This is a genomic window from Vreelandella boliviensis LC1, assembly GCF_000236035.1.
GTDB lineage: Bacteria > Pseudomonadota > Gammaproteobacteria > Pseudomonadales > Halomonadaceae > Vreelandella > Vreelandella boliviensis.
In genome coordinates this window covers 228449-246330 of the sequence record NZ_JH393258.1, presented here as the reverse complement: position 1 = coordinate 246330, position 17882 = coordinate 228449, and the positions used below count along the sequence as shown (strand labels likewise).

The 17882-nt window shown below is 54.1% G+C and carries 17 protein-coding genes; 8 read left to right on the top strand and 9 right to left on the bottom strand.

Annotated features, from left to right (window positions below; genetic code table 11):
• The first annotated feature begins 133 nt into the window (after window positions 1-133).
• The gene (gene rlmM / locus KUC_RS10340) at window positions 134-1204 is read left to right on the top strand and encodes a 23S rRNA (cytidine(2498)-2'-O)-methyltransferase RlmM (protein WP_007113142.1); all 1071 of its coding nucleotides are present in this window, start codon (window positions 134-136) and stop codon (window positions 1202-1204) included.
• Between the two features lie 19 nt (window positions 1205-1223).
• Here the strand turns inward: rlmM and KUC_RS10335 are convergent, their stop codons facing one another.
• A complete protein-coding gene (locus KUC_RS10335) occupies window positions 1224-1511 on the bottom strand; it encodes an antibiotic biosynthesis monooxygenase family protein (protein ID WP_007113141.1) in 288 nt (95 codons plus the stop codon).
• 29 nt (window positions 1512-1540) lie between these two features.
• Between KUC_RS10335 and tusA the strand changes: the two genes are divergently transcribed.
• Window positions 1541-1795: a sulfurtransferase TusA gene (gene tusA / locus KUC_RS10330; RefSeq protein WP_040480642.1), complete on the top strand. Its 255-nt coding sequence runs from the start codon at window positions 1541-1543 to the stop codon at window positions 1793-1795.
• Window positions 1796-1970: 175 nt separating this feature from the next.
• On the opposite strand, the gene KUC_RS10325 is transcribed toward tusA, so the two are convergent.
• From KUC_RS10325 to KUC_RS10315, 3 genes are all read right to left on the bottom strand, one after another.
• Window positions 1971-2666 carry a hypothetical protein gene (locus KUC_RS10325; RefSeq protein WP_007113139.1) on the bottom strand — a complete coding sequence of 232 codons (696 nt, stop codon included), beginning with the start codon at window positions 2664-2666 and terminating at the stop codon, window positions 1971-1973.
• Window positions 2667-2775: 109 nt separating this feature from the next.
• Window positions 2776-3768 (bottom strand): DUF3080 family protein, encoded by a 993-nt coding sequence (locus KUC_RS10320; protein WP_007113138.1) that lies wholly within the window; start codon window positions 3766-3768, stop codon window positions 2776-2778.
• Between the two features lie 2 nt (window positions 3769-3770).
• Complete coding sequence (locus tag KUC_RS10315) at window positions 3771-5189, bottom strand: MATE family efflux transporter (protein WP_007113137.1); 1419 nt, start codon at window positions 5187-5189, stop codon at window positions 3771-3773.
• A 137-nt stretch (window positions 5190-5326) separates the two neighbouring features.
• Between KUC_RS10315 and KUC_RS10310 the strand changes: the two genes are divergently transcribed.
• Window positions 5327-5911: an elongation factor P hydroxylase gene (locus KUC_RS10310; RefSeq protein ID WP_040480640.1), complete on the top strand. Its 585-nt coding sequence runs from the start codon at window positions 5327-5329 to the stop codon at window positions 5909-5911.
• On the opposite strand, the gene KUC_RS10305 is transcribed toward KUC_RS10310, so the two are convergent.
• Together KUC_RS10305 and KUC_RS10300 are read right to left on the bottom strand one after the other, a co-directional pair.
• A complete protein-coding gene (locus KUC_RS10305; RefSeq protein WP_007113135.1) occupies window positions 5908-6387 on the bottom strand; it encodes a hypothetical protein in 480 nt (159 codons plus the stop codon). The genes KUC_RS10310 and KUC_RS10305 overlap by 4 nt on opposite strands.
• Before the next feature lie 13 nt (window positions 6388-6400).
• Window positions 6401-7252 carry a TatD family hydrolase gene (locus KUC_RS10300; protein WP_007113134.1) on the bottom strand — a complete coding sequence of 284 codons (852 nt, stop codon included), beginning with the start codon at window positions 7250-7252 and terminating at the stop codon, window positions 6401-6403.
• Window positions 7253-7495: 243 nt separating this feature from the next.
• Between KUC_RS10300 and bktB the strand changes: the two genes are divergently transcribed.
• From bktB to KUC_RS10285, 3 genes are all read left to right on the top strand, one after another.
• The gene (bktB, locus tag KUC_RS10295; RefSeq protein WP_007113133.1) at window positions 7496-8683 is read left to right on the top strand and encodes a beta-ketothiolase BktB; all 1188 of its coding nucleotides are present in this window, start codon (window positions 7496-7498) and stop codon (window positions 8681-8683) included.
• 55 nt (window positions 8684-8738) lie between these two features.
• The gene (locus KUC_RS10290; RefSeq protein WP_040480638.1) at window positions 8739-10391 is read left to right on the top strand and encodes a fatty acid--CoA ligase; all 1653 of its coding nucleotides are present in this window, start codon (window positions 8739-8741) and stop codon (window positions 10389-10391) included.
• 99 nt (window positions 10392-10490) lie between these two features.
• Complete coding sequence (locus tag KUC_RS10285) at window positions 10491-12407, top strand: ATP-binding cassette domain-containing protein (RefSeq protein ID WP_007113131.1); 1917 nt, start codon at window positions 10491-10493, stop codon at window positions 12405-12407.
• A 62-nt stretch (window positions 12408-12469) separates the two neighbouring features.
• Here the strand turns inward: KUC_RS10285 and KUC_RS10280 are convergent, their stop codons facing one another.
• On the bottom strand, window positions 12470-12922 hold the full coding sequence (locus KUC_RS10280) for a universal stress protein (RefSeq protein WP_007113130.1): 453 nt from the start codon (window positions 12920-12922) through the stop codon (window positions 12470-12472).
• A 218-nt stretch (window positions 12923-13140) separates the two neighbouring features.
• On the opposite strand from KUC_RS10280, the gene KUC_RS10275 reads away from it, so the two are divergent.
• The gene (locus KUC_RS10275) at window positions 13141-13707 is read left to right on the top strand and encodes a hypothetical protein (RefSeq protein WP_040480636.1); all 567 of its coding nucleotides are present in this window, start codon (window positions 13141-13143) and stop codon (window positions 13705-13707) included.
• Here KUC_RS10275 and slyA read toward each other — a convergent pair.
• Together slyA and KUC_RS10265 are read right to left on the bottom strand one after the other, a co-directional pair.
• Window positions 13686-14138, bottom strand: a complete 453-nt coding sequence (gene slyA, locus KUC_RS10270; protein WP_040480635.1) for a transcriptional regulator SlyA — start codon at window positions 14136-14138, stop codon at window positions 13686-13688. The two genes, KUC_RS10275 and slyA, sit on opposite strands and share 22 nt — an antisense overlap.
• A gap of 76 nt (window positions 14139-14214) precedes the next feature.
• Window positions 14215-15369: a DUF5924 family protein gene (locus tag KUC_RS10265; RefSeq protein ID WP_007113127.1), complete on the bottom strand. Its 1155-nt coding sequence runs from the start codon at window positions 15367-15369 to the stop codon at window positions 14215-14217.
• A 310-nt stretch (window positions 15370-15679) separates the two neighbouring features.
• Between KUC_RS10265 and fadB the strand changes: the two genes are divergently transcribed.
• On the top strand, window positions 15680-17866 hold the full coding sequence (gene fadB / locus KUC_RS10260; protein WP_007113126.1) for a fatty acid oxidation complex subunit alpha FadB: 2187 nt from the start codon (window positions 15680-15682) through the stop codon (window positions 17864-17866).
• Window positions 17867-17882 lie beyond the last annotated feature (16 nt).

Below are 17882 nucleotides of genomic sequence, written 5' to 3'. Positions count from 1 at the left end.
AACAAAGAACCCAGCCACCCGGCTGGGTTTTTTGTTTGCGTGGAAGAAATTAAATAGTGCTGAATAAATGCTATGATGCGCCCCAATTAATTAGGCAGCCCTCACCGTTTGTGATGGGCGGAATCGAGGTGAAGTGGTGAGTGAAACGGTACCTACGTCATGGTTAGTTTACTGCCGTCCTGGGTTTGAGAGTGATGCGCTGTCAGAGCTACAGCATCACGCAGCATTGCAGGGCATCGCCTGTGAATCATCTCGTGGGGAAGGTTGGGTAAGCTTAACGCGTGTCGATGGCGAAGCGGTGAATGATTTACACCGCCAGGCAGCGTTTAAAAAGCTAATTTTCGCGCGCCAGAGCTTAGCAGCATTGCCTGCGCTCACTCTTTCACGTGACGACCGTCTTACCGCGATCTTGGATCAGGTCAAAGCCAGCCGCTGGAGCTTTGAAGAGATTTGGCATGAAACGCCGGATACCAACGATGGCAAAGCACTGGCCGGGCTGATTAAGGCGCTTACCAAGCCGCTGGAAAGTATGCTGAAAAAACGTGGTGCGTTAAGGCGCAGCGCGGGCGCACGACGCTTACATATTTTCTGGACTGATGGTGATCAAGTGCAGCTGGCGATGAGCTTCCCAGGCAACCGTAGCGATTTGATTAATGGTATTCGTCGATTGCGCTTTCCTTCTCGTGCGCCCAGCCGCTCAACGTTGAAGTTGGAAGAGGCGTGGCACGAGTTTATTCCAAGGGATGAGTGGGAAGTGCGGCTAGCACCGCATATGCAGGCAGCTGACTTAGGTGCCGCCCCAGGTGGCTGGACATGGCAACTGGTTCAGCGGGGCATGTACGTGTACGCCATCGATAATGGCCCCATGGAGTCGCAGTTGATGAAGACCGGCCAGATTGATCATCTCAAAGAGGATGGTTTTACCTGGGAGCCACCCCAGCGTTTGGATTGGCTAGTCTGCGATATTGTTGACAAACCAGTAAGGGTATTAGCCATGGTGGAGCGGTGGCTTATTCGTAAATGGTGCAAAGAGGCTATCTTTAACCTTAAATTGCCCATGAAAAAGCGCTGGGATGAGGTAACACGTTGCCTAACGGCATTGGATGAGTCGCTGGATAAAGCAGGCGTGCATGCAAACGTATCATGCCGTCACCTCTATCACGATAGGGAAGAGGTAACGGTGCATGTAAGGCTTAGAGATTAATGCTAATGAAACCTCATGTTTAATAGCCAGGCTCGTAAATCCGGATGGTTTCATCTTCGGTTAGCAGCGGTAAAATACGCTGCATGGCCATTGCCCGCGCTTCGCTTGAGTGCCACTCCTTCCAAGCGCGGATGTCCCGCCATTTGGTAATCATCAGTCGGCGATCAGTATGACCCAGTTCTACCAGTGTTTCACCACCAATGAAGCCCCTCACGCCTAGAGAAACGCGCATTGCCTCCCGCGCTGCTTGCTCAAATTCTTCTTCAAGACCGGGCATAATTCGCCGTTCGATGATAACTTTAATCATACTTTTTGTTTCCTACATCGAGGATGTTAATGGCTGACAATACGAGTACGTTACCCAACTTTGACGCAGTACTGGACACCACAGGACTCTACTGCCCAGAGCCGATTATGCTTTTGCATAATAAAGTGCGCGACATGACCCCAGGCCAAGTGCTCAAAGTGATTGCCACCGACCCAGCCACCACGCGAGATGTGCCCAAATTTTGTCAGTTTTTAGGGCACGAACTGCTAGAGCAGGACACCGCCTCTGGGAGTAACTACCTCTACTTTATTCGCTTGGCATAGCCCTTTGGGTTAGCCCTTTAAGTTAGCTCTTTGGGATAGTCCTTAGAAATAGCCCTTAGAAATAGTCCTTAGAAATAGTCCTTAGAAATAGCCCTTTGAAATAGCGCGTAAACTTGGGCGAGGCTCAAATCAACTAATGGATATTGTCCTCGCCCACGTTTCCAGCACTAGAGGGTTAATCACTTGCCACTACCATCATGGCTAGTGCATCAAGTGTTGCTGGATCTTCTTCCAGTATACGGTTGGCGATATGACGCTGGAAAAAGTAAACGGTTTGATGGCGGGCGTGAGCGCTGTACAAGCACTGATCACCTAATAAAATCGGCGTCATCGCCGCTTTGTTCTCGTCGGCAAGCAGCGCGTCAAGGCTACCGTCGCTGTAGAGGCGCCAGCCGTAAACGGGCTTCATATGCCAGGGCGAATTAGGGTGATTCATACACAGCGCGTGGGTGCCCAGAGTGTCGGGGATTTGCTGAATAAGGGTGACTTCGCCAGAGGCTTCATAATCAAAGTATTCAGCCGCTGCAACAAGCTCATGGTATTTGTGATCCGGAGGTGTATCAAAAATCTCTTCCGTTTCAGGATCACGATAACCTACGAAGTAGCCATTCTCCTGGCTGTTCAGATCATGGCAGGCTGCCAGGGTTTCCATCCACGGCACCAAACCGATGACGCTACCGTCCTCTCTTAACCCCCAGGCCAAAATAGGCAAGCCATAGTAGGTGTCGGGACTCGCAGCGAGCTGGTACACCATCTCTAACCCATCTAGCTCAGGGGCTAAACGGACTAAGCACTTTTGCGCCTGCTGACGCTGGCGCACAGTTTCCAGGTCGATGACCTGGGCAGAGCGGGGTGACAGAGATGCGCCCATTATGTCCCTCCTTATGCTGCGTGGTCATCAGATTGGCAAAGCAGACTCATTTACCTCTCACATCCACAAATAGCACAACTTGCTCATAAGGTTAAGGGTTCTGCGTTTTTTAATTATCTGTGCAAGGTGGAAAGCGCGCTCGTAGCGCTTGATGCTCGGTAAGTGCTTGCCGAAACTGGCCCCAGGGTGCTTGGGCATTTTCCATCGAAAGCCAATGCGACTGATAGCGATGGATAGCCATTGGCGTGTCTACCAGCTGCGCGTCGATTAAGCGGTTAATCGCGGTTAGCCACTGCTTGGCTGTGTTTGCTAAGCGATCAAGCGACGGTGATTCCCAACGACTCAAGCAGCGTGTAGTGGCATCGCTCTGCTGAGCTAACAATGTATTCGCTTCTGTTAAGCGTTGAGTGGCGAGTAGAAGGGCGCGCAACACCTCGGCGGTCATTGGCCGCTCTTGCAGGGTTTTTAAATATTTTTCGAGGGTTGAAGAGTCTTGCTGCCAGTCACGGTCAAACTGGTGGTCGGTCATTTGCTGTAAGTAATCGATGGCAACAAGCTGATTTGCGATAGTGGTTTCATCGACGTTAGTTAAAGGCTGGCTTGCACGTGAAAAGCTTTTAACCCACTCGCTGGAATCAAAAATAGCGTTCCAGCTTACTGCGGGCAACTGCTCCGTTTTAGTTGCTGTTAATTGAATTAAGCGCGTTCGATCTTGATCGCTTAACTGCTCGGGAACCTCACTATTTAAGCAGGCGCTTAGCCGCTGCCATAGCGTGCGCTCATATAACCACTGTTGGCTAGGCGGCGCCACGCGCCCCAGTTGGTTGTTACGTGCAGCGACTAGCGACGTGATTTGGCATTCGCGCAAGGCGTAAACATTCAGCAGACTATCCCGTGTTTCAGGAATATCTATGAGCCGATCGGGCCGCTCAGGAAAGTCACCGATATTAACCGGATCAACTCGTTCAATGTCGTCCACTGCAAGGTCAACTGTGAGTTGCTGATGGTAGCTTTGCCACTGCTGCTCAGCGGGGTTATCGCCACAGCCAACAAGTAGGGCGCTTAGGATGATTGCTAGAGAAAGGTTTTTCCATCGAGCCATGCTCACCCCCGAATGCTAATACGCTGTAAACGCCAGCCAAGTAGCAGTGCCGCAGTGCTTAAGCCCGCAATCAAGCCAATCCAATAGCCGTGAACCCCTAGTGGGGCGACCATATCACCCACTCCGCGTGAGCCCAACCAGTGGCCGCCACCCAAGCCTACAATCCAGTAAGAGAGCACCGTGATTACCATTACAATGCGCGTATCTTTATAACCGCGTAAGGCGCCAGCTAAATTGACCTGTAATGAGTCGGAGAGTTGAAAAATAACAGCTAAAGCAATGATTGAGAGCGCTAGCGCCTGTATCTCACTATTGGAGGTGTAAAGCGCGATCACTGGCACGGCGCTTACCCACAGAAGAATGCTGTTAATGACCGCGACGACGACACTGATCACAATGCCATTCCAGGCGACTTTACGGGCTAGGGCCAAGCGCTGTTGCCCCAGTGTATTACCCACTCGCACGGTCAGCGCCATACTGAGCGACATTGGCAGCATAAACAGAATGGAAGTGAAACTTAGCGCTATTTGGTGAGCTCCCACCGTGACTTCACCAAAGCTGGCAATGAAGAGCGCAATGAGTGTGAACAGAGTCACTTCAACAAAAATAGCCACGCCAATGGGAACACCCACCACTACTAATTCACGTATACCTAGCCACTGGGGCGGTGTCAGTTTTTGCCAAATCGCAACGCTTTTATAAGTACTTCCCCTGCGTGTGTAATAGGCCATTGCGAGTGCCATCGTCCACATTGATAGGGCGGTTGCAATGCCGCAGCCAAATGCCCCCAAAGCAGGCAGTTGTTGCAAGCTAGCGGGAATCCAGGCGCCAAATAGATCAACCAAGCCGTCGCCGCCGTAAATCAAAATGTAGTTGGCAGGAATATTCACTGTTAAGCCGACCAGGCTGATCCACAGCGCCGGGCGGGTATGATTCATGCCATCGGAAAACGCTCTAAGAGCCTGAAACAGAGCAATCCCCGGCATACCAAAGGCGACAGCTGACAGATAGGCGGCAGACTGGCTGGCGACCGCTGGGGGCACGCTCATTAATTCAAATATCGGCTTGACGGCCGACCAGAGCAGTACGGCCGCAACGGCACCTAGCACTAGCGCGACCCAAAGCGCCTGGTGAACGGCAGGGCGTATAGCCGTATTGCGCTGCCCTCCCAGCAAATGAGCCACAATCGGGGTAAGCCCCATTAAAGTGCCTGTCATAAATAGCATGAGTGGCATCCAAAGGCTTGAACCCACAGAAACGGCGGCGAGAGACGTAGCATTATGACGCCCAGTCATCATGACATCGACGACACTCATCCCGGCTTGAGCCAACTGAGCACCGCATATAGGCAGTGCCAAGTGCATCAACGTTCGTGTTTCTGGCCAGTACACTGATTTAACATTTTGAGTAAAGCCGCCCACTTATTGGCTCCTACTGGGGAAGGTTGCTATGAAAGGCCGCTATATTAGCAGGATCGACTCTTTTTTGGCGGATAGCCGTTAGCTTGCGGGAATCGGGCCGGTATAATGCCCTAAAGCCAGTGACAAATGAGGTCAATGTGAGTCATACGCAGGATCGGTGGACACTTGAGGATATAACCGCGCTGTTTGATGGCGTTTTTTCCCAGCGATATCAGACCCGATTGATTCGCGGTGGCGAGGAACCACTCTATCGACCTGCGAATTCAGAAACATCCTACCACCAGGTTATTTTCGCACGTGGCTATTATGCCAGTGCGCTGCACGAAATTAGCCACTGGTGTATTGCGGGCGCACAGCGGCGCCAACAAGAGGATTACGGCTACTGGTACTGCCCTGATGGCCGCGATGCCGAGCAGCAAAAAGCATTTGAACAGGCTGAGATAGCCCCACAGGCGTTGGAGTCTATATTCACCCGTGCCTGTGGTCGCGTGTTTCATATCAGCGTGGACAATCTAGACGGCGATATAGAGGTAGATTTTGAGGCCTTTGCGGCGCGGGTAGAGGCCCGTGCCCAGCGCTACTTGGAAGAGGGCTTGCCAGCCCGCGCAAATGCCTTCCAGGTGGCGCTTAAACGCTTCTACTCTGACCAGGTGACGCTAGCGGAGGCCGTGGCACAAGCGCATGCCGCGTTGGATGAAATGGATAAAGCGCTACCGGCTTAATCCTCTTCGGTCAGGCGCTGATGCATCGATAGCATCACTTCCAGCTCATGTTCTGGGCGCATCGGCTCTAGGCCTAGCTCGCTAAACGTTTCGCGCCGCTGGCGGTGCCATTCGCCTGGGGTAAGCGAAGGGTAAAGCACCGACGCTGGGGCTAGCTCAACAAAAGGGTCTAGCCCGTAGGTGTCAAAGAGGCGCGCCAGTGCCGCTTCGTCGTCACCGTTGTCGCTGGTATAGAGTGTGGCGGAGAAGTGGTCGTTCTCAAGCTCGCGAATCACCTCTAGCGGACTAACCCCCAAGCTCTCCAGCTCTTCTATGCTGTAGGCGCCCATGGCATTGGTATCTTCTTTGATCCAGCTATCATCCGGTTGAATCAATGTTTGCTTCACTCGGCCATCGGGCAGTGACCAGGCAATGGCTAGTGGGAGTCCATCGTCTTCGCCCGTTTCAATGGCTATAAACCCTGGATAATCGGCCACGCTAATACTCCTTTCAAAATTCCGTGGGAAGACGGAAAAAACGCTGAGCGGTCTGTGTGGTTGCCGCACCTAGCTCATCTTTGCTAATACCGTGCCACTGGGCGATCTCGCGGACAATCCACGGTAGCAACGCCGGTTCGTGTCGGCGACCCTTTAATTTCGCCGGTAGGTTGCGGGGCAACAGATAAGGACAGTCGGTTTCTACCATCAAACGCTCTAAAGGTATATCGCTTACCAAAGGGCGTAAGTGATGACCGCGCCGCTCGTCGCAAATCCAACCGGTCAGGCCTATGTGCAAGTCTAGGTCGAGATAACCAAACAGTGTATCGCGATCGGCGGTAAAACAGTGCACTACCGCGTGGCTGATGTCGTCTCGCCACGCATGCAGGATTTCGCGCATACGCTGGCCAGCATCTCGTTCGTGTAAAAACAACGGCAAACCGCTTTCCACCGCAAGAGCCAGCTGCGCTTCAAACGCACGTTCCTGTTCCTGGGGCGTCGAGAAGTTGCGATTAAAATCCAAGCCACACTCGCCTACGGCCACCACTTCAGGCATGGCATGCAGGTCTGCCATGGCACGCTCAAGGTTCTTATCCCAGCGACTGGCGTCATGGGGGTGCACTCCTGCCGTGGCGTAGAGGCCAGGATACTGCTTGGCTAGCGCAACCGCTTGTTCGGCGTGGGCAAGGTCGGTGCCGGTGACGATCATGGTCGTTACCTGCGCCGCCTGTGCACGCTGGATAACCGCCTCAAGATCACGACCAAAGCTTTCGTGGGTCAAGTTAGCGCCGATATCCACCAAAGGGGTACTAGGGCGAAACTGGAGCGCTTCGGGTAAAAAATCATCGGCATACGCGGTGGCCAAAGGTGTCTCCCGTTCAATATGCAAAGGCACTATTGTAACGGTATGCGCAAGCATCGACTAATGGCGTGTTAAAGATGATGGACGCGAGGAAATGGCACGAATTGCAAAAAATCTGGCTTGATAGGTAAACAGTGGAGATTTGTTTACGACTAAACTTTCACTGCAGACCGTTAAGCCATGAGGATATAGGAATGACATTAGCGATTTACAAGCCTGTCAAATAAGAGAACACAGGAGAGAACCATGCGGTTGGATGATGTAGTGATTTTAGGCGGCGCACGAACCGCGATTGGCGGTTTTGGCGGGTCGCTGTCAACAATGGCGCCGTTTGAGCTGGGGGCGATCACCGCTAAAGAGGCGTTGCGCCGGGCAGGCGTTGAGGGCGGCGATATCGATCACTCGGTATACGGCCATATTATTACCACCGGCCCCCAGGATGCTTATCTGGCGCGCCATATAGCATTAGAAGCTGGCGTGCCGAAAGAGGCGGGGGCCTTCAACGTAAATCGGCTGTGTGGTTCGGGCGTGCAGGCGGTGGTGTCTTCCGCCCAGCAGATCGCCATGGGAGATAGCCGCTTAGCGCTGGCAGGGGGCGCTGAGTCGATGTCGCGAGGGGCTTATCTGCTGCCGCCTCAAGCGCGCAATGGCGTGCGCATGGGGGATGTGAACGTCCAGGATTTAACCCTAGGTATCTTAAGTGATCCCTTTGGCAGCGGCCACATGGGCTGCACCGCCGAGAACATCGCTAAACAGTATGGCTTAAGCCGTGAGCAGTTGGATCAGTTTGCCCTTGAAAGCCATCAAAAGGCGGCGCGTGCCATCGCTGAAGGCCGCTTTGACGATCAAATCGTCGCGGTGGAGGTCAGCCGAGGTAAGCAAACTGTGCTTTTCTCTCGCGATGAGCACGTACGCGAAGGCGTTGAGCTGAGCGATTTAGCGCGGCTTAAGCCCGCCTTCCAGAAAGACGGCGTGGTGACCGCAGGCAATGCTTCGGGAATTAACGATGGCGCAGCCACGTTAGTGCTTGCCCATAGCGATGAAGCCGCAAAGCGCGGCCTAACCCCTAGGGCTCGTCTACGCGTTGCCACGACTGCAGGCGTCGATCCAACGCTAATGGGCCTGGGGCCGATTCCAGCGGTAAAGCGTTGCCTGCAGCAGGCGGGGCTTAATATCAACGATATTGATGTGATTGAATCAAACGAAGCCTTTGCTGCCCAGGCGATGGCGGTGGCCGAAACGCTGGGTTTTCCGCTAGAGAAGCTAAACCCCAACGGCGGCGCGGTTGCCTTGGGGCATCCGGTGGGGGCCACGGGGGCTATTCTGATCCTTAAAGCCCTTCACGAGTTGGAGCGTATCAACGGTCGCTATGGCTTGATTACGCTGTGCATTGGTGGAGGGCAGGGCATCGCCCTGCTTATCGAGCGCGGCTAAACCGAGTTGAGTGCTACAAGAACAGTGCTATAAGAACAACGTTAAAGGAGTTTTTATGCCTTCAGTAACCCCGAAAATTTTACCCGCCGCGAGTTCGGCGACTAACCCTGCGCTGATGATTGGGGACCTGCTGGAAGCAGGCGTGCGCATGGCGGGTGATAATCAAATTGTCTACCGCGACCAGAGCCGCCACAGCTACGAGCGCTTTCGCGAACGGGTACACCAACTGGCCCACACGTTGACGTCTCAGGGCGTGCAGGCCGGAGATGTGGTGGCGGTGTTGGATTGGGATAGCCACCGCTACCTGGAGTGCTTCTTTGCCATTCCGATGATCGGCGCGGTGCTCCACACGGTGAACGTGCGTCTAGCCCCAGAGCAAATCCTCTACACCATGGATCACGCCGAAGACGCTTTCGTCATCGTGCACGAAGAGTTTGTGCCACTGCTTGAGCCGCTAGCCGATAAGCTACCCCAAGTGCGTGGCTATCTGCTGTGTCAAGAGACCCCGCAAACAGTCGATACCTCGCTGTCACTGGTGGGCGAATTTGAAGCACTATTAAGCCAGCAGCCTACACACTACGATTTCCCTACTTTTGATGAAAACGCCGTTGCCACGCTGTTCTATACCACCGGCACTACGGGTAACCCCAAAGGGGTTTTCTTCACCCATCGCCAGTTGGTGCTGCACACCTTGAACGAGGCTAGCGCTTTCCAGGCCCCCGGTTTTGAGCTGCTTAACCGCGACAAGGTCTATATGCCGATTACCCCCATGTTTCACGTTCATGCCTGGGGGGTGCCCTATACCGCCACGCTGATGGGGGCTACCCAGGTTTATCCAGGTCGCTATGAGCCGGAAATGCTGGTCAAGCTACTGGTTAGTGAGAAAGTTGACTTCTCCCACTGCGTGCCAACATTGCTCAACATGGTGGTGAGTGCCGAGGCGATTGCCTCAAAACAGGTCGACCTTTCCGGCTGGAAAGTATTGGTGGGCGGTAGTGCGTTAACCCAAGCGCTGGCAAGCAAAGCATGGACACTGGGGATTGATACCCGCAGTGCTTACGGTATGTCGGAAACTTGCCCGCTACTCACCGCCGATATTCTTCCGCGAGATGTCGGCGACGCTGATTTTGAGACTCAGCTACCCTGGCGCTGTAAAGCGGGCCTGCCAATTCCTCTGGTCAAGCTGCAGGTAGTTAACGCGGACGGCGAGCCGCTCCCCAACGATGGTAAAAGCGTTGGTGAAGTGCGTGTTCAAGCCCCCTGGCTGACCCAGGCTTATTACAAAGAGGAAAAGCGCAGTGCGGAGCTATGGCGCAACGGCTGGCTGCATACTGGAGATGTAGGCTCGCTTGATGAGCAGGGCTTTCTGACCATTAGCGACCGCATTAAAGACGTGATTAAAACCGGTGGCGAGTGGCTCTCGTCGTTAGAGCTGGAGAGCTATATCAGTCAGTGCCCAGGTATTGCCGAAGTGGCAGTAATTGGGGTCGCGGACGATAAATGGGGAGAGCGCCCCGCGGCGTTAGCGGTTCCCGTTGATCTAAATAACCCCCCGACGACGGAAACCGTGCAGGCGTTTCTAGAGCAGTTTGTCGCCCAGGGTAAGCTCAACCGCTGGGCGATTCCTAGCATGATTCGTTTCGTCGATGAGATACCCAAAACCAGCGTAGGCAAGTTGGATAAAAAGCGTATCCGCACCGAGATCTAGATATTCCCAGAGGTATTCCCGTAGGCTATCACCGAACGTTCCCCCTCCCGGCGCGCGCATGCGTTACACTGTGCGCCTCACGATTAAGGAGGACACCGCGTGACCCTGTTACGACTCGAACAGCTGCAACTCGCCTACGGCACCCATGTACTACTCAATCGCGCCGACCTGACAGTTGAAAAAGGCGAGCGGCTGGCGCTGGTCGGGCGCAACGGCACCGGCAAGTCCACTCTGCTGAAGCTGGTAGCTGGAGATATCCTGCCTGATGACGGCTCAATATGGCGGGCACCTGGCCTTAAGATAGGTGTGCTGGCCCAGGAGTTACCTGAGTCATCTGGCCTGACCATTTTTGATATGGTGGCCCAAGGGCTGCCGGAAGCTGGAGAGCTGCTCTCCGAGTACGATCATCTTATCAATGATCCCGACCCTGATATGGACCGCATGGCGACCCTGCAAACGCGTCTGGAAGCCATTGATGGCTGGTCGTTCCACCAGCGTATCGACACAGTGCTTACCCGTTTGGGCCTGCCCCCAGCGGCTGAGATGAGCTCACTCTCCGGTGGCTGGCGCCGGCGGGTGGCGTTGGCGCGCGCCCTGGTCGCTGAGCCCGATCTGCTGCTGCTCGATGAGCCTACCAACCATCTGGATCTTGACACTATTGCCTGGCTGGAAGAGCAACTGCTGGCGTTTAACGGCGCGGTGCTGCTGATTACCCACGATAGGGCATTTCTTTCCAAACTGGCGACCAATATTCTGGAGCTAGACCGTGGCCAGCTAGGGCGCTACCCCGGCAAGTACGAAGAGTATCAGGCTCGCAAGCAGCACGAGCTTGAAGTAGAAGCGCGAGAGAACGCCGAGTTCGATAAAAAACTCGCTCAGGAAGAAGCCTGGATTCGTCAGGGCGTTAAAGCCCGGCGTACCCGCAACGAAGGCCGGGTTCGAGCGCTCGAGGCGATGCGCAATGAACGTAGCCAGCGCCGCGAGCGTCAAGGCAATGCCAACTTGACGGTAGATCGCGGCGAGCGCACCGGCAAGCGCGTTGTAGAGCTACAGGGCGTCACCCAGCGGTTTGGCGATGACGTGATCCTGCGCGATATTAACCTTGAAGTGCTGCGCGGCGACCGTATCGGCTTTCTGGGCCGCAACGGTGCGGGCAAGACAACCCTGCTGAAAATCCTGTTGGGTGAGCTGGAGCCTAGTGAAGGCAAGGTACAGATGGGCACCAACTTGAAAGTGGCCTATTTTGACCAGCTGCGCGCCGGGCTGGAGCTGGAAAAAACTGTCTACGACAACGTTGCCCAAGGCAGCGACCGCGTCAGCGTGGGCGGTAAAGATCGCCATGTGATGAGCTACCTGCAGGACTTTCTGTTCACCCCAGAGCGGGTACGCCAGCCGGTGAAAGCGCTCTCCGGTGGTGAGTCCAACCGCCTGCTGCTAGCCAAGTTGTTCACTCAGCCGGCCAATGTGCTGGTGCTTGATGAGCCGACCAACGACCTCGACATGGAAACCCTGGAGCTGCTTGAAGAGCTGCTGCTCGATTTCGATGGCACGCTGCTACTGGTCTCCCACGACCGAACTTTTATGGATAACGTGGTGACCAGTATGCTCGCCTTTGAAGGTGATGGCGTTGTGCGCGAATACGTGGGTGGCTACACCGACTGGATTCGCCAGGGTGGCAAGCTGCCACCGGCACCTTGGGAAGGGGCGGCGCGTCAGCGTACCGAGCCTACTTCTGAAGCGCCCAAAAAGGTCGCTGAAGCTCCCGCTGCGCCAGTGAAAAAGAGCGTCAAACTCTCTTATAATGTGCAGCGTGAGTTAGATGCATTGCCCGCTGAAATCGAACGTCTTGAAGGGGAAGTAGAGGCGTTAGAAAGTGAAATCGGTGACCCAGCGTTTTATCAGCAGGATGCTGACGCCGTAACGACTAAGCTGCAAACGCTTGAAAAAGTGCAGAAGGCGTTAGAAGTCGCAATGGAGCGCTGGATGGAGTTGGAAGCGATAGCTGCTGGCGAGTAAGCTTGAAAACGTTAAAAGGCGCCGTATGGGCGCCTTTTTTGTAAGCGATATAACGCTGTTGGTTACTCGTCGCTTGATTCGCCTTTCTTGCCCACACGTACCGCGAGGACATCGCACTGGGCGCCGTGCAACACGCCGGTAGAGGTTGAGCCAAGCAGCAGGGCGAAGCCGTGTCGGCCGTGGGAGCCTACTACGATTAAGTCCACATCGTGCTCTTCAGCAAAACGGTGAATTTCGGTGTCGGGCATACCCACGACAACGTGCTGGTCAGCCTCGGCAATATGTGGGGCGGAGATTTCGGCTAAACGTTTTTTGGCGTGTTCATCCAATTGGTCTTGGATGCTGGTCAAGTCCATGGGTATATCGCCACCGTAGGCAAACCCAAGCGGTTCCAGGGTATGCATAATGGAAATTTTGGCTTGATCGTTGCGTTCAGCAATCGCAACGGCGCGTTCCAGAATCTTGTGGGAATCTTTGGTTAAGTCAACGGCAACTAAAATGTGGTGATAGCTCATGGCGTATCTCCTTGGCGTGGATGACACTAGTTAACAAAGAATGGGAACTCTTTGTTCAATGACCGTTACTTTAGATGGCGTGCCTTGTTTTAACAATGATTAGAAGAGTTTCAACAATGGCTAGAGTTTTAACAATGACTTGAGTCAAAACAACGACCTGAGTCATGGTTCTTAGGATCGTGTAATACAGTGTGGCTCATGTAGAGGGAAATGTAGAGATGGATTGGATAATTATAGTCTTTATTCTAATGTTAGTGATTGCGCCAGTGATGTGGTTAAAGCCTAGCCCGCGCCAAAAACGTCAACAGGTACTACGTTCGCAAATCGCAAAGCAGGGCGTCAGCATTAAGTTGGAAAAGCCGCCGCTGCACTATTTTAGAGGCACTATGCCTGCATACCGCTGGCACTTTTGCCAGGAAGGGCCTGGCCCGGATTTTCTGCTGGTAAGAGACAGTAATGCCAGTGAGGCTTTAGAACCGTACTACGCAGGCTGGCGTTGGCGAATAGCCCCCCTGCGCCCGCTGCCCGATAATGCGGCGATACCTTTAAAAGCGTTGCTTGAGCGCTTGCCGCAGGACGCGCTGGTGGTGCAGTCAACGCCCTATGCCCTGACGCTATGGTGGTGGGAGTCGCAAACCGCGGAGCGATTCGCGACCTATCTACCCGAATTTCAGCAACTGCGGGAGTCGCTACGTGGCCGTGCCGACCAGCCTTTCAGCCAACCGTTAAAGGGCACTGAGCAGGCGTCGTCCACTGTGAGCGATCAGGATGCCGGGCTATCCTGATCCCGTGCTTGTATCGCCAAGCCGTTTGATTCAATCACCGCCAACCAGTCATTGAGTTGTTCGAGGTTCTCCTCGCTTAAGCCCGCGAACATCTCCTTGCGCGCTTGTTGCGCAACGCTGTCGATCTGTTCCAACAGAGGCATAGCGGCAGGGGTAAGATAAATCCGCTTGCTGCGACGGTCATTGTCGCAGGATCGGCGCTCAACTAGGCCTTGCTCTTCAAGCTGGCCTAAGGTGCGCACTAGAGAGGGTGCCTCCACGCCAATCGCACGGGCAAGATCGCACTGGGGATGGCCCTCGCCCAGACGCCATAGATGATACAGCGTCACCCAACGTGTTTGGGTTAAACCTAAAGGTGCGAGGCGACGATCCAAGATGGAGCGCCACAAGTGGGGCAAGCGTGCGATGCGAAATCCAATCGTTGATGCCATAGGTAACTAGCTGCCAATAAATGTGAGTAGGCGAATTGTCATAAGCTGCGCCGCTGAATGCAAGGTGCTTAACAATTCAATCTTCCTGCCGCGCTTCTTCATCGTTGGGGCGGTCTGGCATAAATCGCCGTAAGTTTAATCCACTTAGACCGCTGGCGCGTATCTCTCCATCCGCCAGGGAAGCATGCTGGCTGTCGTCCGATACCTCAAAACGTATCAGTCCTAGCCGTTGTCCACTCCCCGTCATGATATCGATGCGCCAATCCCCGCTAGGGTCTTCAGGGAAATTTTGTTTGTGACTCCACGCGCGGTAACCCTCCTCGCGGCCGCCGTTGATATTGAGTTCGACAACGTCCATTGGCTCACCATTATGATGCCAAGCATGGGTAATGGTTTCACTTAACCCTCGTGGTGCCCGTATCGCGGTGTAAACATAAAGGCCATTCTCGCTAATGGCTTGAGGCGTTAGCGTCATTGAACCCTGAGGCAAGCGCTGCTCAACATCAAATGCAGGCGATAGTGCGCTACTGGTCATCCATAGGCTGGCGGGCGGTACCCAAATGCGTCCTAGCCAAGCGCCGTAGGCGAGTAACACCGTTAAGCCAAAAAAAGCGCACCAGCGTTTGAGCGAGCGCTCCTTAAGCAAGTGCCAAAAACTCGGTAGAGCCACCAGAAGGGTGATTCCCAGGGCCAGCAGCAGACTCTGGCCGGTGGTTAGGTGCACCATGATGGGGAGCGTAACTAGTAATACCAAAAAGACACACTGGGCATGAAAGACGAAATAGAGACTGCGCCAGCGCTCTGCAACCTTGAAGTAGAGCGGATCGATAATAGACAGCAGCGCCATGCCACCCACCAGCAGCGCAAAAAGCGTTTGCCCGCTATTCCACACGGTAGTGACTAAAATAAACGGCAGCGTGAAGAAAAGTGTCTCCTGGTGAATCATCTGGGCAATAAACGTGGCGACCCCACGCGGCGGAGCGGGATGGCCACGTCGTGACAGCCAGCGGCTGATCAAGCTTTCGGAAAGCAGTAGTGTCCAGGCGAACAATAATCCCAGCGCTAATGCAGCGCCTAACCACTGCTGGCGATCAACTAGAAAAAAACTACCTAAACCGGCGGCAAACGCCATGGGCGGCCACAACCATGACCACGGCTTGAGACGTTCGATAATGCTTTCAATACGCCGCTGAACGGCGGCAATGCGCGATGGCGTGAGCAGCGTGCCCATAACAAGGTAACCTACAAAATTTAAGAAAGCGTGATTCTAGCAGTCTGTCGGGCTTAACGCTGATCTACTGCGAATCCGTGCTTCTCATGACGATTGGTCAAATCCGCCCAGACTTTGCAGTATGAACGGATACGGGGAAGTGCTGGTCTCAGTAGATTGGTGAATTAGCCAAAAGTCTGGGCTTGACGTTGTCAAGCAACTCAACCAAGCTAAGGCAATCAAACGACCGTATGAAAGTCTATGTAAGCCGTATGAGAAATGTGGCGGGTTCTCTTTTCAGAGCCAGCCCGAAAATGTGGAGAGAGCGCGGATGATCTATCAAGGCAACGCCATCACGGTGACACGTCGTGACACCCCGAGTGGCAATGATATCGCAATGCTCACTTTCGATCTGAAAGATGAGTCCGTCAATAAGCTCTCCAGCGCTGTGGTTGCAGAGCTGGGCGAGGCAGTCAAAGCTATTCAAGCTGAAAATAGCTTGAAAGGCTTACTTATTGCCAGCGGAAAAGATGTGTTTATTGTGGGCGCCGATATCACCGAGTTTCACACCCTATTTGATAAAGGCGAAGCTTACCTAGAGGAGATGAACCTCAAGGTACACGCTATTTTCAACGCTATCGAAGACCTGCCGTTCCCTACGGTAACGGCGATCAATGGTTTGGCGCTGGGTGGTGGCTGTGAAGTATTGCTGACAACTGATTTTCGCGTAATGGCTGAAAAAGCCAAGATCGGCCTGCCTGAAACCAAACTCGGCATCTTGCCCGGTTGGGGTGGCTGCGTACGCCTGCCGCGTATTATTGGCGCCGATAATGCCATCGAGTGGATTGCTGGTGGCACCGAAAACCGTGCCGATGCTGCGCTAAAAGTGGGCGCTGTCGATGCGGTGGTGACGGCCGAGCAGTTGGAAGAGGCCGCGCTGGATATTCTTGACCGTGCCAACGCCGGTGAGCTGGATTACCGGGCCCGTCGTGCTGAAAAGACCAGCCCGCTGTTGCTCAACCCGATTGAGCAGATGATGGTATTTGAAACCGCCAAAGGCTTTGTCGCCGGTAAAGCGGGCCCCCATTACCCGGCGCCGGTTGAAGCGATCAAAGTGATTCAAAAAGGCGCGGGTGAAGAGCGTGGCCGCGCCCAGGCAATTGAAGCTAAAGCCTTCGCTAAGCTGGCGCTAAGCAGCGTAGCGTTTAACTTGGTGGGCCTGTTCCTAAACGACCAAGTGGTCAAGAAAAAAGCCGGTAAATATGAGAAGCAAGCGCAGCCGGTGAAACAAACCGCGGTGCTGGGTGCGGGCATTATGGGCGGCGGTATTGCTTACCAGAGCGCGTCTAAAGGCACCCCAATCCTGATGAAAGATATCAAGGACGACGCTATCGAGCTGGGCCTGAAAGAAGCTCGTAAGCTATTTGCCAAACAGGTCGAGCGCAACAAGCTGACCACCGAACAGATGGCGGAGAAGCTGACCAATATTCGTCCAACGCTCTCTTACGGTGATTTTGGCAACGTCGATCTCGTCGTCGAAGCGGTGGTTGAAAACCCCAAGGTTAAAGATGCCGTGCTGACCGAAGTGGAAGGTATGGTGGGCGAAAATACCATTCTCACCTCTAACACTTCGACGATTTCCATCAATCGCTTGGCGCAAAACCTCAAACGGCCCGAGAACTTCTGCGGTATGCACTTCTTTAACCCCGTGCACCGCATGCCCCTGGTGGAAGTGATTCGTGGTGAGAAAACCTCGGATGCTGCCGTTGCTGCTACCGTTGCCTACGCGCGCGCTATGGGCAAAACGCCAATTGTGGTCAATGACTGCCCCGGTTTCTTGGTCAACCGCGTGCTGTTCCCCTACTTTGGTGGCTTTAGTTTCTTAGTTGAGCAGGGTGCTGACTTCCAGCGCGTTGATAAGGTAATGGAAAAGTTCGGTTGGCCCATGGGCCCGGCTTACCTACTGGATGTGGTCGGCCTGGATACCGCGGTTCATGCCAACGAAGTGATGGCTGAAGGCTTCCCTGATCGTATGGCCCGCGAGGGTAAAACTGCCATTCAGGTCATGTACGACAATGACCGTTTAGGCCAGAAGAATGACAAGGGCTTCTACGCCTACGAAGAGGATAAAAAGGGTAAGCCGAAAAAAGTCACCGATGAAGCGGCTTACGCTTTAGTCAAAGAGGTGGTGAAAGAGCATAAAGAGTTTTCCGACGAGGACATCATCGCGCGCATGATGGTGCCGCTGTGCCTGGAGACCGTGCGTTGCTTGGAAGATGGCATCGTAGCCACCCCCGCTGAAGCCGATATGGCGCTGATTTATGGCACCGGCTCCCCGCCGTTCCGCGGTGGCGCGCTGCGCTACATCGATGCCATAGGAGTGGCAGAGTTCGTGAAGCTGGCTGAAGGGCTAGCAGAGGAGCTGGGCCCCCTATACGCGCCTACCGACAAGCTGCGCCAGATGGCTCAAAACAACGAGCATTTCTATTCCAGCGACAATTCTGCCACCCAGGTCTAACCACCACCTATAGGAG

What these genes read in the sequence shown, in the direction of transcription:
- slyA (WP_040480635.1), bottom strand. Translation starts at nt 14,138, where the DNA reads ATGGCATCAACGATTGGATTTCGCATCGCACGCTTGCCCCACTTGTGG.
- KUC_RS10275 (WP_040480636.1), top strand. Translation starts at nt 13,141, where the DNA reads ATGGATTGGATAATTATAGTCTTTATTCTAATGTTAGTGATTGCGCCA.
- bktB (WP_007113133.1), top strand. Translation starts at nt 7,496, where the DNA reads ATGCGGTTGGATGATGTAGTGATTTTAGGCGGCGCACGAACCGCGATT.
- KUC_RS10280 (WP_007113130.1), bottom strand. Translation starts at nt 12,922, where the DNA reads ATGAGCTATCACCACATTTTAGTTGCCGTTGACTTAACCAAAGATTCC.
- KUC_RS10265 (WP_007113127.1), bottom strand. Translation starts at nt 15,369, where the DNA reads ATGGGCACGCTGCTCACGCCATCGCGCATTGCCGCCGTTCAGCGGCGT.
- KUC_RS10290 (WP_040480638.1), top strand. Translation starts at nt 8,739, where the DNA reads ATGCCTTCAGTAACCCCGAAAATTTTACCCGCCGCGAGTTCGGCGACT.
- KUC_RS10320 (WP_007113138.1), bottom strand. Translation starts at nt 3,768, where the DNA reads ATGGCTCGATGGAAAAACCTTTCTCTAGCAATCATCCTAAGCGCCCTA.
- KUC_RS10325 (WP_007113139.1), bottom strand. Translation starts at nt 2,666, where the DNA reads ATGGGCGCATCTCTGTCACCCCGCTCTGCCCAGGTCATCGACCTGGAA.
- tusA (WP_040480642.1), top strand. Translation starts at nt 1,541, where the DNA reads ATGGCTGACAATACGAGTACGTTACCCAACTTTGACGCAGTACTGGAC.
- fadB (WP_007113126.1), top strand. Translation starts at nt 15,680, where the DNA reads ATGATCTATCAAGGCAACGCCATCACGGTGACACGTCGTGACACCCCG.
- KUC_RS10335 (WP_007113141.1), bottom strand. Translation starts at nt 1,511, where the DNA reads ATGATTAAAGTTATCATCGAACGGCGAATTATGCCCGGTCTTGAAGAA.